General features: G+C 64.0%; 10 protein-coding genes. 7 read left to right on the top strand and 3 right to left on the bottom strand.

Annotated elements, in window-relative coordinates; genetic code table 11:
• Position 1: 1 nt before the first annotated feature.
• Entirely contained in the window at positions 2-1,930 is a 1,929-nt protein-coding gene (locus tag ACWGS9_RS07315) for an autotransporter assembly complex protein TamA (RefSeq protein ID WP_454504607.1), read from the bottom strand.
• Between the two features lie 278 nt (positions 1,931-2,208).
• Here ACWGS9_RS07315 and ACWGS9_RS07320 point away from each other — a divergent pair, with 278 nt between their 5' ends.
• The 7 genes from ACWGS9_RS07320 (at position 2,209) to ACWGS9_RS07350 (ending at position 14,906) form a co-directional block, all read left to right on the top strand.
• Positions 2,209-7,689, top strand: a complete 5,481-nt coding sequence (locus tag ACWGS9_RS07320; RefSeq protein ID WP_454504608.1) for an alpha-2-macroglobulin family protein — start codon at positions 2,209-2,211, stop codon at positions 7,687-7,689.
• A 113-nt stretch (positions 7,690-7,802) separates the two neighbouring features.
• A complete protein-coding gene (pbpC, locus tag ACWGS9_RS07325; protein ID WP_454504609.1) occupies positions 7,803-9,893 on the top strand; it encodes a penicillin-binding protein 1C in 2,091 nt (696 codons plus the stop codon).
• Positions 9,894-9,933: 40 nt separating this feature from the next.
• The gene (locus ACWGS9_RS07330) at positions 9,934-10,674 is read left to right on the top strand and encodes a M15 family metallopeptidase (protein ID WP_454504610.1); all 741 of its coding nucleotides are present in this window, start codon (positions 9,934-9,936) and stop codon (positions 10,672-10,674) included.
• 302 nt (positions 10,675-10,976) lie between these two features.
• Positions 10,977-12,005: a sulfate ABC transporter substrate-binding protein gene (locus tag ACWGS9_RS07335; RefSeq protein ID WP_454504611.1), complete on the top strand. Its 1,029-nt coding sequence runs from the start codon at positions 10,977-10,979 to the stop codon at positions 12,003-12,005.
• Between the two features lie 60 nt (positions 12,006-12,065).
• Complete coding sequence (gene cysT, locus ACWGS9_RS07340; RefSeq protein ID WP_454504612.1) at positions 12,066-12,917, top strand: sulfate ABC transporter permease subunit CysT; 852 nt, start codon at positions 12,066-12,068, stop codon at positions 12,915-12,917.
• A complete protein-coding gene (gene cysW, locus ACWGS9_RS07345; protein WP_320217599.1) occupies positions 12,910-13,794 on the top strand; it encodes a sulfate ABC transporter permease subunit CysW in 885 nt (294 codons plus the stop codon). Before cysT ends, cysW begins: the two co-directional genes overlap by 8 nt.
• Positions 13,795-13,862: 68 nt before the next feature.
• On the top strand, positions 13,863-14,906 hold the full coding sequence (locus ACWGS9_RS07350; RefSeq protein ID WP_454504613.1) for a sulfate/molybdate ABC transporter ATP-binding protein: 1,044 nt from the start codon (positions 13,863-13,865) through the stop codon (positions 14,904-14,906).
• Positions 14,907-14,918: 12 nt separating this feature from the next.
• On the opposite strand, the gene ACWGS9_RS07355 is transcribed toward ACWGS9_RS07350, so the two are convergent.
• Positions 14,919-15,317: a type II toxin-antitoxin system VapC family toxin gene (locus tag ACWGS9_RS07355; RefSeq protein ID WP_454504614.1), complete on the bottom strand. Its 399-nt coding sequence runs from the start codon at positions 15,315-15,317 to the stop codon at positions 14,919-14,921.
• Positions 15,317-15,586 carry an antitoxin gene (locus ACWGS9_RS07360; RefSeq protein ID WP_454504615.1) on the bottom strand — a complete coding sequence of 90 codons (270 nt, stop codon included), beginning with the start codon at positions 15,584-15,586 and terminating at the stop codon, positions 15,317-15,319. Before ACWGS9_RS07360 ends, ACWGS9_RS07355 begins: the two co-directional genes overlap by 1 nt.
• Positions 15,587-15,797 lie beyond the last annotated feature (211 nt).

Below are 15,797 nucleotides of genomic sequence, written 5' to 3' on the forward strand. Positions count from 1 at the left end.
GTCAGAACGCCTGACCGATGCCGGCATAGATGCCGAAACGCGGATCGCCCGGATCGCGGTTGAGCGGCACGGCCGCGTCGATGCGCAGCGGCCCGAACGGCGTGATGTAGCGCAGGCCGACGCCGGCGCCGACCTTCACATTCGAGAAATCGGGGAAGGATCTGGTCGAGACCGTGCCGGCATCGATGAACGGCACGATGCCGATCGTGTCGGTGACGCCGATGCGCATCTCTACCGAGGTTTCGAAGAAGGAAAGACCGCCGATCGGCTGGCCGTTGATGTCCTTCGGGCCGATGCCCTGATAGGAATAGCCGCGCACCGAGCCGCCGCCGCCGGAATAGAAGCGCCGGTCGGCCGGCACGTTCTGCAGGCCGGTGCCGACGATCGAACCGAGCGTTGCGCGCTCGGCGAGCACGAACCTGCTTGCCGTATCCAGCGACTGGTAGGTATAGCCCTCGCCCTTCAGCTTCAGGAAGGCCGCGCCGTTCAGTATGTCGTAGCTCGGCTCTGCATAGGCGAGGAAGCGGAACCCTCTGGTCGGGTTGAGCTTGTTGTCGCGGCTGTCATAGACATATTGCAGCGGCACGCTGGCGATCAGATAGGTATGCTTGCCGAAGGCGTCGGTGATCTTGGAATAATCGAGGTCGAATTCGGCCGAGACCCGCTGCTTCTTGTCGAGGTCGTAGGAAACGCCGACGTCGCCCTTGACCGAGAAATGGTCATAGGCATCGGGGTGTTCGAACACCGTCTTGATGCCGGTGAAGAATTTCGACGTCGGCCCGAGCACGCCCGGCTTCTCGAACATGACGCCAGCATTGTAGTTGAGCGCGGAAATGCTGTTGCTGCCGATGCCGCTGATGGACCCGTCGATACGCAGTTTCTCGGCCTGGCCGAACAGGTTGCGGTGTCCCCAATAGCCTTCGAGCCCCAGGCCTTCCGTGTTCGAAAACGTGCCGCCGATGCCGAAATAGCGCGGCTTGCGCTCGCTGACCTGGACGTCGATCGGGATGTTGCCGTTGGCGTCGAGCCTGTCGCCTTCCTTGATGGTCACGCTGTTGAAGACTTCGAGCCCGAGCAACCGGTCGCGCGCATCGTCGATTTCCTGCGGCGAATATTGCTGGCCCCGCTTCAGCCCGGTCATGTATTGGGTGAAGTCGCGATCGACCTTTTCGGTGCCCTCGACCGTCGTGTCGCCATAGCCGGCGACCGGGCCGGCCGCCACCGTCAGCGTGACGTCCAGCGTCGAGCTGGCGTGCTCGGCGACGATCTCGCGGTCTGTAACCTTGGCAAGCGGCCTGCCCTCGTCCTTCAGCGCCCGCACGATCAGAGCTTCGGCCTTGAGCACCGCACCCGAGCCGGCATCGCCGCCGGCGATCAGCCCGAAGTCGGCGCTTGCCAACCCGGCCGCATCGCCCTTCAGCCGGATGTTGCCCAGCGTGAATTTCGCTCCGGCTGCGACGCTCACGACCACAGGAATAGGCTGAGGACCCTTGAACTCGGCATCCGGCGGCAACTCGTCGATCGACTTGCCATCGATCGTAACAGTCACCACGCCTTCGTAGCGGGCATCGGCATAAAGCGCGGCGACGAGTTGTTCGCGGTCGCCGCGCGCTTTGGCCATCAGGCCGAGCGATCCGGACACCGGATGATCCTCATCATTTTTCAGCGCCGAGGCGTTTTCAAGCTTCTTGACCAGATCCTTGTCGGCATCCGGGGCATCGATGGTCACGGAATAGCGCAGCGGATCGACGATATCGGCATCCTCGTCCTTGGACGAGCCCCAAAGCTTGATGCCGAAAATCTCGAAAGCCGCAGCCTGCCGTACCTCGCCCGCCAGCGTGGTCGAGCAGACGAGCGCGAAAAGCAGGGCGCGCGGAAGCCCGCGCCCTGGCGCGTACCCTCCTGACATCTGCTTTTCATGTGCCTGCATTTAATACAACCTAATCGACAAAACTAAAATTGGAATGAAGTTCCGAAACGTTCGTAAAGGGGCCACAATCCAATTGTCTGAAATAGACCGGGCTTGGAATTCACACCTTTTGCATTTTCGCAAGAAAGTGTGATCCGTCTCACAGAGGTTCTGTCGAAATACCGGCCTTTGGCCGGCATGGAAACCGTTCGCGGGTGATAAACCTGCGGCGCTCCGGCGTTGACAAGCCTGTCTGAAGCTTGATCATGCCTGGACGCTGGCAATGTCTGGAGGGTGATGTGGCAATGCGCGCGGCTCGTGGTCTCTCTTTCCTTCTCCTTATCTTTTTCGCCTTGAGCGGGGTGGCACTTGCGGCCGAAGCCAGGCGAATCGCAACCACCGACAATGCCGACTATTTCGGTTTCGATCTCCGGTCGGAGCAAAATGTCAGCCTGGACCAGTGCAAGACCACCTGCCTCGGCGATACCGCCTGCCGTGCCTTCACCTACAACACCAAGGCCAAATGGTGTTTTCTCAAATCCGACTATAATCAGCTCAAATCCTTCACCGGCGCAGTCGCCGGCAAGGTCGCGAATGTCGATGGCGACGCCGATATCGGCGCCCCGCCGGCGCTGGCCTTCTTCCCGAACTGGATGGCCGATCAGGCCCAGCAGTTCCGCAACAAGCTGACCGATCCGGCCTATGACAAGCCGACGGAAGGGCTTTCCGCCCTGCAGGCCGCCGCCGAGCAGGCAGCACTGACCGGCGACCATCGCCTTGCAATGCAGAAATACCAGGCCGCGGTGTCGGTGCTGCCCGATGACGGCGCGCTGTGGCTGGCGCTGGCGCGCGAGACGCTTGCCGTGCAGCCGGCGTCAAACACCACCGAACCTTCGACTTTCCCGACGAACATCACGTCAGCGGCCTTCAACGCCTACAGGCTGGTGCGCACCGCAAAGACCCGCGCCGAGGCGCTGGCGCTGCTTGGTGCCGGTCTCGACAAGCGCGACCTGTTCCGCCCATCGCTGCAGGCCTATGAAGCGAGCCTGGCGCTGGTGAACTCGCCGGCCGTCCAGGCCGATTACGCCGACCTCAAGGCGCGCAAGGGGTTCCGCGTCATCGAGCACACCGTCGATGCCGATTCCTCTTCGCCGCGCATCTGCGCCCAGTTTTCCGAGGAACTGGTCAAGACCGGGGTCGATTATTCGCAGTTCGTGACGGTCGACAACGCCGCGCCCAAGGCCGTCGAGGCCAAGGACAAACAGATCTGCGTCGAGGGTCTGGAGCACGGCCAGCATTATGACGTGACATTCCGCGTCGGCCTGCCGGCGGCGATCGGCGAGACGATCGCGGCCCCCGTCGTGCTGTCGATCTACGTCCAGGACCGCGCCCCCTCCGCCCGTTTCACCGGCGACAGCTTCGTGCTGCCGGCCGGCGCGCGCCGCGGCATTCCGGTCGTCACCGTCAACATGAACGCCGCCAAGATGACGCTTTACCGCATCGGCGATCGTTCGCTGGCGCAGCTTCTGTCCGGCTATCAGTTCCTGCGTCAGCTCGACGGCTACGACATTTCCACCATTTCCAACCAGATGGGCGCGCCCGTCTGGTCCGGCACGCTCGAAATCGCCAATGATCTCAACAAGGAAGTGACCACTTCATTCCCGGTGGATCAGGCGATCCCGCAGCGCAAGCCCGGCGTCTATGTGCTGACCGCGCAGCCGGTCGACAACAAGGGCGACGACTATGGTTCGCGCGCCACGCAGTGGTTCGTCGTCTCCGACATCGGCCTTTCCACCTATACCGGCCAGGACGGCCTCAACGTCTTTGCCCGTTCACTGGGCTCGGCCAAGTCGATTTCGGGCGCCGAATTGACGCTGCTTGCCAAGAACAACGAAATCCTCGGCACGGCGACCACCGACGCCGAGGGCCACGCCGTCTTCAATCCCGGCCTGACCCGCGGCGAAAACGGCATGGTGCCGGCCGTGCTGATGGCCAAGCAGGGCGACAGCGACTTCGTCTTCCTCGACATGGGCAAGGCCGGCTTCGATCTGTCGGATCGTGGCGTTGAGGGACGTGCCTCGCCAGGCGCGCTCGACGTCTATGCCTGGACCGAGCGCGGCATCTACCGCGCCGGCGAGGACGTGCATGTCGCCGCCCTTGCCCGCGACGGCGCCGCCAAGGCGGTCGAGAACCTGCCGCTCACCTTCATCTTCACCCGTCCCGACGGCGTCGAGAACCGCCGCATCATCAGCAATGGTGGGTCCGCCGGCGGCCATGCCGTCGACCTGCCGCTCGAGGCCAATGCCATGCGCGGCACCTGGACGGTGTCGATCTATACCGATCCCAAGCAGGCGGCCGTCGCCAGCCAGAAGTTCCTGGTCGAAGATTTTGTGCCGGATCGCATCGAATTCGATCTGACCGCCGACAAGAAGGAGGTCGCCCAGGGCGAGACCGCCAACGCCACCGTCGATGGCCGCTTCCTCTACGGCGCGCCGGCCGCGGGCCTTGCGCTCGAAGGCGAGATAACGTTGTCGACCACAAGCAGCTGGGACAGCTTCAAGGATTTCACCTTCGGTCTGGCCGACGAGCAGTCGAGCGAGCCGACCGTGACGCCTTTCACCAACCTTCCCGTGGTCGGCGATGACGGCAAGGCGACCTTCCCGGTCGCCATCGACCAGTTGCCGTCGACCACCAAGCTGGTCAATGCCAAGGTCACCGTGCGCATGCGCGAGGCCGGCGGCCGCGCCGTCGAGCGCTCGCTCGACATCGGCGTTCGCCCGCAACATGATGTCATCGGCATTCGCCCGGATTTCGAGGGCGATGAGGTGCCGCAAGGCGGAACCGCCAAACTCAGCATCATCGCCGTCGACCCGAACGGCAAGCGCGAAGACCTGAAGGGCGCCCAGTGGTCGCTGGTCAAGGTCGAGCGCAATTATCAGTGGTACCATTCCAACAATTCCTGGAACTATGAAGCGGTGAGCCTCACCAAGGCCGTTGCCAACGGCGCGGTCGACCTGAAGGCTGATGGCGAGGCGACCGTATCGCTGCCCGTCGACTGGGGCCGCTATCGGCTAGAGGTCGAGACCGCCGATCCGGATGGTCCGGCGACCAGCTATGAGTTCGATGCCGGCTGGTATGTCGCCTCCACGACCACCGAGACGCCCGACGGGCTGGAGATCGCGCTCGACAAGAATACCTACGCCGCCGGCGAAGTCGCCAAGCTGAAGGTCTCGCCGCATTTTGCCGGCGAACTTCTGGTCACCATCGGCGCCGAAAAGCTGTTGAAGACGGTCACCGCTTCGGTGCCGGCCGGCGGCAGCACCGTCGACATCCCCGTCGGCGACGACTGGGGCGCCGGCGCCTATGTCACGGCGACCTTGTTCCGACCCGGCGACGCGCAGGAATCGCGCATGCCGGCCCGCGCCATCGGCGTCAAATGGCTGGCGGTCGATCCGGGTTCGAAGAAGCTGGCGGTCACGTTGACGCCGCCGGAAAAGACCTTGCCGCGCCAGCAATTGTCGATCCCGATCGCCGTCAATGGCGCTCAAGCCGGTAGCAACGCCTATGTGATGGTGGCTGCCGTCGATGTCGGCATCCTCAACCTCACCAATTACAAGGCGCCCGATCCGGCGGACTGGTTCTTCGGCCAGCGCATGCTGGGGCTGGAGATCCGCGACCTCTATGGCCGCCTGATCGACGGCTCGCTCGGCACCACCGGCAAGATAAGGACCGGCGGCGACGGCGCCAACATGCAGGCGCAAGGCAGCCCGCCGACCGAAAAGCTGGTCGCCTTCTTCTCCGGCCCGGTCGAGCTCGACGCCAACGGCAAGGCGCGGGTCGACTTCGACATCCCGCAATTCAACGGCACCGTGCGCGTCATGGCGGTCGCCTGGACCAAGGATGCCGTCGGCCATGCTCAGACCGACGTCATCGTGCGCGATCCGGTGGTGATCACCGCCGGCCTGCCGCGCTTCCTGGCGCCGGGCGATGCGGCGACCATGCGCCTCGACATCGCCGATACCGATGGCCCGGCCGGCGACTATGCCCTCTCGGTCACCACGACCGGCGATCTTTCGACCGGCGACAAGCCCCTGCCCGAAAAGCTGACGCTCGCCCAGGGCAAGCGGCAGTCGCTCACCTTTCCGCTTGTCGCGAAGACCGCCGGCGACGCCTCGGTCACCGTCAAGCTCGCGCATGACGACGGCGCCGAAGTCGAGCAGACGCTCTATCTTCCGGTGCGGCCGGCGCAGCTTCCGGTCACCAACCGCATGGTGGTCGACCTGAAGCCCCATGGCGGTTCATTGCGCGTCGACAAGGAGTTGCTCGCCGCAAGCGTGCTCGATGGCGCTTCGGTCAGCGTCGGCGTTTCGCAGTCATCCGCGCTCGACGTGCCGTCGCTTTTGATGTCGCTCGACCGCTACCCCTATGGCTGCGCCGAGCAGACCACCAGCCGCGCCATGCCTCTGCTCTATGTCAACGACATGGCCAAGAGCATCGGGATGGAGAGCGACCCCGACCTGCATGGCCGCATCCAGGACGCAATCTACAAGGTACTGTCCTATCAGTCGTCAAGTGGCAGCTTCGGCCTCTGGGGTCCGGGCTCCGGCGATCTATGGCTCGATGCTTATGTCAGCGAGTTCCTGACCCGGGCGCGCGAGCAGAAATACGATGTCCCGGCGCTTGCCATGAACCAGGCGCTGAACAACCTGCAGAACTCGCTTGGTTATGACCAGGACGTCCAGGATCGCGGCAGCGAAATCGCCTATGCGCTCTATGTGCTCGCCCGCAACAAGAAAGCCTCGATCGGCGATCTGCGCTACTATGCCGACACGAAGCTCGAAGCCTTCTCCAGCCCGATGGCGGTCGCGCAATTGGCTGCGAGCCTCGCGCTCTATGGCGACGCGCAGCGCTCGGAAGCCACGTTCCAGACGGCGCTGCGGCTGGCGCAGTCAGAAACCGACTATGACTACTACCGCTCGGACTACGGCTCGCGGCTGCGTGATGGCGCGGCGATGCTGGCGCTCGCGGCGGAATCGAAGCCGGTGCCCAGCATCATGCCGCAGTTGATCAAGCTGGTGGGAGTGGCACGCGCCGATGCCCGCTGGACGAGCACGCAGGACGAATCCTGGATGCTGCTTGCCGCGAAGGCGCTGAGGGAGGGCAATGATTCCATCATGCTTTCGGTCAACGGCGCGCCGCATTCGGGCGGCTACTCCAACCAGGTCGCCGGCAGCGACCTCGTCGACAGCCCGCTTACCATCGCTAACACCGGCGCGACGCCGTTGCAGGCCGTGGTGACCGCGGTGGCCGCGCCGGTCGAGCCGCTGCCGGCCGGCGGCGACGGTTTCACCATCTCGCGCACCTATTACAAGCTCGACGGCACCGAGGCCAACGTCACCGAGGCCAGGCAGAACGAGCGTTACGTGGTGGTGCTCAAGGTCTATGAGCGGAACAAATGGCCGTCGCGGCTCCTGATCACCGATCTGTTGCCGGCTGGCTTCGAGATCGACAATCCGGGCCTGGTTTCCAGCGCGCAATTGTCGAACTTCTCCTGGCTGGCGCAGACCGACGCCGCGCATCTGGAGTTCCGCAACGACCGCTTCGTCGCCGCCTTCAACCCGAATGAAGGCGACGGCGACCGCAATATCATGCTGGCCTATGTCGTGCGCGCCGTGACGCCGGGCACCTACGCGCATCCGGCGGCGACGGTGGAGGACATGTACCGGCCGCAATACTCAGCCCGCACCGCCACCGGGGTGATGGAGGTGAAAGCGGAGTAGCGATGAAGAGGTCGCGCGTATCTCCCCTCTCCCCGTTGCTAGATGGGAAGAAGGTGCCGGTCCACCCTCCGCAGCTGCTGCGGAGGACGGGCAGGCGGATGAGGGGCGGCACCATGCTCTCCAAAAGATTTCTCAGGCGCACCGCGATCGCAGGCATCTCGCTTGCCTGCGTTGCGGGCGCGTCTTTGGCCGCGCTATGGGAGCTCGACCGCGCCTTCCCGCCGCCGCTGCCGGCAAAGCTGACGGTCTCGACGGAGGTCCAGGACCGCGACGGCCAGCTGCTGCGCGCCTTCGCCACGCCGGACGGCTACTGGCGGCTCGAAACCCGCCTCGACCAGGTCGACAGGCAATTCGTCGACATGCTGGTCGCCTATGAGGACAAGCGCTTCTGGGATCACCGGGGTGTTGACGTTCTGGCGCTTTGCCGCGCCGCCGGCCAGTTCGCCACCAGCGGCCATATCGTGTCCGGCGGCTCGACCTTGTCGATGCAGCTTGCCCGGCTGATCGAGCCGCGCGACAGCCGCAGCCTCGGCTCCAAGATCAAGCAGATGCTGCGCGCCATCCAGATCGAACGGCGACTGTCCAAGCGCGAAATCCTCGAACGCTATCTGACGCTGGCGCCCTATGGCGGCAATCTCGAAGGCGTTCGTGCCGCATCGCTCGCTTATTTCGGCAAGGAGCCGAAGCGGCTCACGGTCTCGGAAGCCGCACTCCTTGTCGCGCTGCCGCAATTGCCGGAAAAGCGTCGGCCAGACCGCAACCTGGACATCGCCCATGGCGCACGCAATCGCGTGCTTGCCCGCATGGTCTCGGCCGGCCTGCTCGGCGAACGCGAAGCCGCGCGCGCCGCGCTGGACGATGTTTCCGGCCTGCGCCGCAAGCTGCCGGCGCTGGCCGCGCACGCTTCCTATGCCATGCTGCCCAAAGCCGTGCCCAGCAAGCCGCTGCAACTCACCATCCGCAAAAGCGTGCAGCAGGGGCTGGAACAGGTCGCAAGGGATGCCGCCAGGAAGCTCGGACCAAAACTTTCCATCGCCATGATCATGGCCGACGCGCGCACCGGCGATATCCTCGGCGAGGTCGGCTCCGCCAATTTCTTCGACGCCAGCCGTTCCGGCTGGATCGACATGACCAAGGTGGTGCGCTCCCCCGGCTCGACGCTGAAACCCTTCATCTACGGACTGGCCTTCGAGCAGGGGCTGGTGGCGCAGGAGATGATCATCGAGGACAGCCCGGCCGATTTCGGCGGCTATCGTCCAAAAAATTTCGACATGGGTTACCAGGGCGACGTCAGCATCCGCCAGGCGCTGCAATTGTCGCTCAATGTGCCGGCGATCCGGGTGCTCGATGCGGTCGGTCCGGCACGGCTGACGGCGCGGTTTCGCCAAGCCGGCGTCAACCCGATCCTGCCGGTCAACGAGGCGCCGGGCCTGGCAATCGGGCTTGGCGGCGTCGGCGTGACCTTGCGCGATCTGGTGCAGCTCTATACCGGGCTGGCCAATGGCGGGAAGATGCATACGCTGCATGACGGCACCGAGCCGGCCAGTGCCGAGCGCACCACCGCCACCATCCTCGACGACCAGGCAGCCTGGCAGATCGACGACATCCTGTCCGGCGTGAAGCCGCCGCAAGGCGCCATGCAGCGCGGCATCGCCTACAAGACCGGCACTTCTTACGGCTATCGCGATGCCTGGTCGGTCGGCTTCGACGGCCGCTACGTTCTGGGCGTATGGGTCGGCCGCGCCGACGCCAGCCCTGTCCCTGGTCTGTCGGGCTATGTATCGGCAGCTCCGATCCTGTTCGAGGGCTTTGTCCGTTCCGGCCTTGCCAGCGTGCCGCTGCCCAGCCGGCCGCCGGGCGTCTTCAACCCCAAGCGCGAGGAATTGCCGGTGACGCTCGCCCGCTTCGGCGCCGGCTCAGACGGGCTGGTGCAGGCGACCGCCATCGAGCCGGCGCCGACCATCATCTTCCCGCCCAATGGCGCCCGCGTCGACCTTGGCACCAATTCGGCCGATGCCACGCCGCTGGTGCTGAAACTGCAGGGCGGCCGGGCGCCGTTCCGCTGGCTCGCCAACGGCAAGGCGCTCGCCGGCATCGACCGCCGCCGCACCGCGACCTGGCAGCCCGACGGCACCGGCTATTCGACGCTGACCGTGATCGACGCCGCCGGGCGCGCGGCCAGCGTGAAGGTATTCGTCGAATAAGATGCGGCAAGCGATTCAGGGGATTGCGGATCTTCGCCTGATGTATGGCGCGAGGCACCCCTCGCGCCGGCCTTGGTGGGTAGCATTACTCGCAACCCTGGCTTTCCTGGTCGCCCTCCCAGCCCGCGCCGATCCCCTGCCCGCCGGCTTCGTCAGGCTCGCCGATATCGATCCGGCCATCCGCCAGGATATCCGCTATGCCGGCCTCGGGAACTTCCTGCACCGCAAGGCCGATGGCTATGACGCGCCGGTCTGCATCCTGACCGCGCAGGCGGCGAAGGCGCTGTCCAGCGTGCAGAAAGCGATGACCGCCAAAGGCCTGACGCTGGTGGTCTTCGACTGCTACCGCCCTGCCCGCGCGGTTGCCGACATGGGCAGATGGACGAGAGAAGGTGGCCCGCCGGATCCGCAATGGTACCCGACGGTCGAGCGCGGCGATCTTATCGCCAAGGGCTATATCGGCGAGTTGTCCAGCCATTCGCGCGGCTCGACGGTCGACCTCGCCATTGCGGCGGCCAGCAAGAAAAGCCCGGCTCATCCGGCCTGTGGCGCGCCCGACGGCGGCACGCTCGATTTCGGCACCGGTTTCGACTGTTTCGATCCGATGAGCGAGACGGCGCACACCCCTCTTCCCACCGAAGCGGCAGCGAACCGCAAGATGCTGCTTGCCGCCATGCGTGCCGCGGGCTTCCGCAACTATGCGCGCGAATGGTGGCACTTCACCCTGGCAAAAGAGCCTTATCCAAAACAGCGCTTCGATTTTCCGGTCACCGCCAATTAGAGCAATTCCAGGAAAAGTGCGTAGCGGTTTTCCGTTCGGAATTGCGTTAAAACTAAGAGTAGAGCGGTTCGGCGTTTCTATCAAAAGCTGAGCCGCTCTATGCGCCCCGGACTTGTCCTGACCCCGACCGCTTCTAATTAGGCCGGGGATGAACCGCCACGCGGCCACCGACTGAGGAAACTATTTCCTCAATCAGCCCAAGCTCGGCGAAAAATTGCTTCGAGGAGGTGAAAAAGGCAACATTCAATGCATCTATATTCCACAAACTCGGTAGAGTTCGCAGCAGTTCAACGGAGGCGGGAATGACCAAACCTCATTTCAAGAAACTGCTCGGCGCGCTGGTCGCCACATCTGTCCAGTTCGGCACGCTCGGTTTCGCGTTTGCCGATACGACCATCCTAAACGTGTCCTATGACCCGACACGTGAACTCTATAAGGCCTATGACGCGGCCTTCGCCGCGCACTGGAAAGCCGAGACCGGCGAGACGGTCACCATCCAGCAGTCGCATGGTGGCTCAGGCGCTCAGGCTCGCGCGGTTATCGACGGCCTCGACGCCGACGTGGTGACGCTGGCGCTCGAAGGCGACATCAACGCCATCGTCTCCAAGTCGAAGAAGATCAATCCCGATTGGCGCACGAAATTCGAAAACAATTCAGCACCTTACACCTCGACCATCATCTTCCTGGTGCGCAAGGGCAATCCCAAGGGCATTCACGACTGGAGCGATCTGGTGAAGGACGGCGTGCAGGTGATCACGCCGAATCCGAAAACCTCCGGCGGCGCGCGCTGGAACTATCTCGCCGCCTGGGCCTATGCCAACGCCCATGACGGCAATGATGAGGCCAAGACCAAGGAATTCGTCGGCAAGCTCTATGCCAACGCCCCGGTGCTCGACAGCGGCGCCCGAGGCTCGACCGTCACCTTCGCGCAGAAGGGACTGGGCGATGTTCTCATCGCATGGGAAAACGACGCCTATCTGGCGCTCGACGAATTCGGTGCCGACAATTTCGACATCGTCTACCCGCCGATCTCGATACTGGCCGAGCCGCCGGTGGCTGTCGTCGACGCCAATGTCGACGCCAAGGGCACGCGCAAGGTGGCTGAAGCCTATCTTTCCTGGCTCTATTCGAAGGAAGGCCAGACCATCATCGCCAAGAACCATTATCGCCCGGCTAAGCCCGAACTGGTCCCGGCCGAGGACCTCGCCAAGCTGCCGCAGATCAAGCTGGTCACCATCGACGACCCGCAATTCGGCGGCTGGAAGAAGGCACAGCCTTACCATTTCGGCGATGGTGGTATATTCGACCAGATCTACAAGCCGGCCCAGTGAAGGCCGCCTCAAAATGCCGACTGCAATCTGGTTGAGTAAGAAGGGACGATCCAGAACAGCATGACCACAGCACCCGCCCAGGCGGGGTGGCGGTTCAGACAGCCGAGTGTCATTCCGGGTTTCGGACTGACGCTCGGCTTCTCGCTTGCCTACCTCACGCTCATCATCCTCATCCCGCTCTCTGGGCTCATCTGGCGCTCGGCTGCGCTTGGCTGGACCGATTTCTGGGCTTTAGCCACCGACCGACGCACTCTCGGGGCTCTCCAGATCAGCTTTGGCACGGCCTTCATCGCCGCCGTGGTCAACGTCGTGTTCGGCTCACTCGTCGCCTGGGTGCTGGTCCGCTACCGTTTCCCCGGCCGCCGTGTCGTCGATGCCATGGTCGACTTGCCTTTCGCGCTGCCCACTGCGGTCGCCGGCATCGCGCTCACCACCCTTTACGCCCCGAACGGCTGGATCGGGCATCTTCTGGCGCCGCTCGGCATCAAGGTCGCCTATACGCCGCTCGGCATTGTCGTGGCGCTGGTCTTCATCGGCCTGCCCTTCGTCGTGCGCACGGTCCAGCCGATCATGGAAGAGATCGACAAGGAAGTCGAGGAAGCCGCCGCCACGCTCGGCGCCAGCCGTTTCCAGATCATCACCCGCGTTCTCCTGCCCGGTCTGTCGCCCGCCATCATCACCGGCTTCTCGCTCGCCTTCGCGCGCGGGGTAGGCGAATATGGCTCGGTCATCTTCATCGCCGGCAATCTGCCCTACAAATCCGAGATCGCGCCGCTTTTGATCGTCATCCGGCTGGAGGAGTACAACTATCCCGCCGCAACCGCGATTGCCGCGATCATGCTGGCGCTGTCCTTCGCGATGCTGCTGGTCATCAACCTCGTGCAGACATGGAGCCGCAAGCGCTATGGCTGACCCCGAGATCAAATCCTATGAACCGCTGCACGAGAGCCGGTCGGCCGCGGTCACCGAAAGCCGCCCCGTCCGCATCACGCTGACGATCGCCACGCTGGTTTTTCTCGGCGTCTTCCTGCTGTTGCCGCTGATCATCGTGTTCAAGGAGGGTTTCGCCAAGGGCGTCGGCGCTTATCTGGCGTCGCTAAGCGATGCCGACACGCGCTCGGCGATCCGCCTGACGCTGCTGGTGGCGGCGATCTCTGTGCCGCTCAATCTCGTCTTCGGCCTTTCCGCCGCATGGGCCATCGCCAAGTTCGAGTTCAAGGGCAAGGCGTTCCTGACCACGCTGATCGACCTGCCCTTCTCGGTCTCTCCGGTCATCTCGGGCCTGGTCTATGTGCTGCTCTTCGGCGCGCAGGGGTTGCTGGGTGCATGGCTGAAGGCGCATGGCATCCAGATCCTGTTCGCGGTGCCCGGCATCGTTCTGGCAACCGTCTTCGTCACTTTCCCCTTCGTCGCGCGCGAGCTCATCCCGCTGATGCAGGAACAGGGCAATGGCGACGAGGAGGCAGCGCTCTCGCTTGGCGCCAGTGGCTGGCAGGCCTTCTGGTATGTGACGCTGCCCAACGTCAAATGGGGGCTGCTTTACGGCGTGCTTCTGTGCAACGCACGCGCCATGGGCGAGTTCGGCGCGGTGTCCGTGGTTTCGGGCCATATTCGCGGCCTCACCAACACCATGCCGCTGCATGTCGAAATCCTCTACAATGAGTACAACGCCGTCGGCGCCTTTGCGGTCGCTTCGCTGCTTGCCGGCCTGGCGCTGGTGACTCTGGTCTTGAAAACACTTCTTGAGATGCGCTACGGCGCCGAGATCGCCGCGACGCGCGGACACTGAGGAATAGCTGTCGCCCAAAGCCTGGCGGTTTTGGGACAACGACTGCGTCAAAGAACTGAGGGATTTGCATGGAAGTTCGCGTCGTCAACGTGCGCAAGGAGTTTGAGCTGTTTCCGGCGCTCCATGACGTATCGCTCGACATCAAATCAGGCGAGCTCATCGCGCTGCTTGGGCCGTCCGGTTCCGGCAAGACGACGCTGCTTCGCCTGATCGCCGGCCTTGAGCGGCCGACCAAGGGCGCGATCTTCTTCGGCGACGAGGACGCTTCGCAGAGGTCGATTCAGGAGCGCAATGTCGGCTTCGTGTTCCAGCACTACGCGCTGTTCCGCCACATGACGGTGGCCGACAATATCGGCTTCGGCCTGAAGGTCCGGCATGGCGCGGCGCGGCCGTCAGCACAGGAAATCCGCCGCCGGGCGACGGAACTGCTCGACCTCGTCCAGCTTTCAGGTCTCGAAAAGCGTTATCCGGCGCAGCTCTCCGGCGGCCAGCGCCAGCGCGTGGCGCTCGCCCGCGCCATGGCGATCGAGCCCAAGGTGCTCTTGCTCGATGAGCCGTTCGGCGCACTCGACGCGCAGGTGCGCCGCGAGCTGCGCCGCTGGCTGCGCGAGATCCATGACCGCACCGGCCACACAACCGTCTTCGTCACGCATGACCAGGAAGAGGCGCTGGAGCTCGCCGACCGGGTCGTGGTTATGAGCCAGGGCCGCATCGAACAGGTCGGCTCGGCCGACGAGATTTACGACACGCCGAACTCACCCTTCGTCTACTCCTTCATCGGTGAATCGAGCTCGCTGCCGGTCAGGGTCGACAACGGCGAGATCTGGCTCGCCGACCGGCCGATCGGCTTGCCGGCGCCGAACGCTGCCTCCGGCGAGGCACTGCTCTATTTCCGTCCGCACGATGTCGAGCTGCTCGACGGCTGCAGCGGCTGCATCGCCGGCACGGTTGCCGCGAGCCGCCGCGTCGCCGGCACCAGACGGGTCGAGCTCGAGGTCGGCGGCGAGCGCCAGCGCGTCGAGATCGAGCTGCCTATCGACCATCCCGCGGCACAGAAGAGCCGCGTGGCCTTCAGGCCTGGGCGCTGGAAGCTTTTTCCAGTGGCTGAATAGGCACGTCGATCGCTACTCCAGCCAGTTCTCGACCTTCAGCTTCCTGATGCGGGTGAACTCGGCCGTGTTGGCCGTCACCAGCGTGGCGCCTGACGCGCAAGCGTGGGCAGCGATGAAGAGGTCGTTGTGGCCGATGGGCTGGCCCATGCCTTCCAGCTCGGCGCGGAGTGCGCCGTACTCGGCATCCACCGGCACATCGAGCGGCAGGACGGGAATCTCGGCCAGGAGTTCCTCGACCTTCTTGAGCAACTTGGCCGATCCCTTCCTGGCGCAGCCATACCGCAGTTCCGAAGCGACGACGATGCTGGTGCATACGGCAGCATCCCCCTCGCGCGCCATCGCGACAGCGGCCTTGCCGGCAGGGTTCCGGATCATGTCGCTTATAATGTTGGTGTCGAGCATGAACCGCATCAAAAAATGTCCTCGGATTTGACGGGACTATCGCTGATCTCGGGGAAGTCATCTTCAGAACCTAGCAGGGGTTCTTTCGCCCACTGGGCGAGCAGCGCAGTAAGACCCGATTTACGAACCGGCTCGATCACAAGGCGGTCGCCTTCGCGGCTGATCAGGACCTTGTCGCCGGGGAGTTCGAACTCGACGGGAATCCGCACCGCCTGGCTGCGGTTGTTGCGGAACAGTCTTGCTTCCTTCGGAGGCGTCGTTGGGTGGTGTCGGGCCATGGCAGCATTCCTTGTATATGCCAAATGTATATGCCAAGAGGTCGAAAAGCAATCTTTTTGCTTCTGACCTGGGCTCGGGCAAGACCCTGCTGGAAAGAAATCCTAACAACTGGCCGTTCCGGCGACGTCTTTTCTCGCCGCGACGCTTTCGAGCCGGGGCGCGTATCTCGTCGCGCATCAAGGCCACGGCTATTGTCCGCCGACTAGCATA

The sequence above is a fragment of the Mesorhizobium sp. Arg314 genome, from assembly GCF_053714275.1.

Coding starts and splice junctions, on each gene's coding strand:
- ACWGS9_RS07315 (WP_454504607.1), bottom strand. CDS start 1,930: ATGCAGGCACATGAAAAGCAGATGTCAGGAGGGTACGCGCCAGGGCGC.
- pbpC (WP_454504609.1), top strand. CDS start 7,803: ATGCTCTCCAAAAGATTTCTCAGGCGCACCGCGATCGCAGGCATCTCG.
- ACWGS9_RS07330 (WP_454504610.1), top strand. CDS start 9,934: ATGTATGGCGCGAGGCACCCCTCGCGCCGGCCTTGGTGGGTAGCATTA.
- ACWGS9_RS07335 (WP_454504611.1), top strand. CDS start 10,977: ATGACCAAACCTCATTTCAAGAAACTGCTCGGCGCGCTGGTCGCCACA.
- cysT (WP_454504612.1), top strand. CDS start 12,066: ATGACCACAGCACCCGCCCAGGCGGGGTGGCGGTTCAGACAGCCGAGT.
- cysW (WP_320217599.1), top strand. CDS start 12,910: ATGGCTGACCCCGAGATCAAATCCTATGAACCGCTGCACGAGAGCCGG.
- ACWGS9_RS07350 (WP_454504613.1), top strand. CDS start 13,863: ATGGAAGTTCGCGTCGTCAACGTGCGCAAGGAGTTTGAGCTGTTTCCG.
- ACWGS9_RS07355 (WP_454504614.1), bottom strand. CDS start 15,317: ATGCGGTTCATGCTCGACACCAACATTATAAGCGACATGATCCGGAAC.
- ACWGS9_RS07360 (WP_454504615.1), bottom strand. CDS start 15,586: ATGGCCCGACACCACCCAACGACGCCTCCGAAGGAAGCAAGACTGTTC.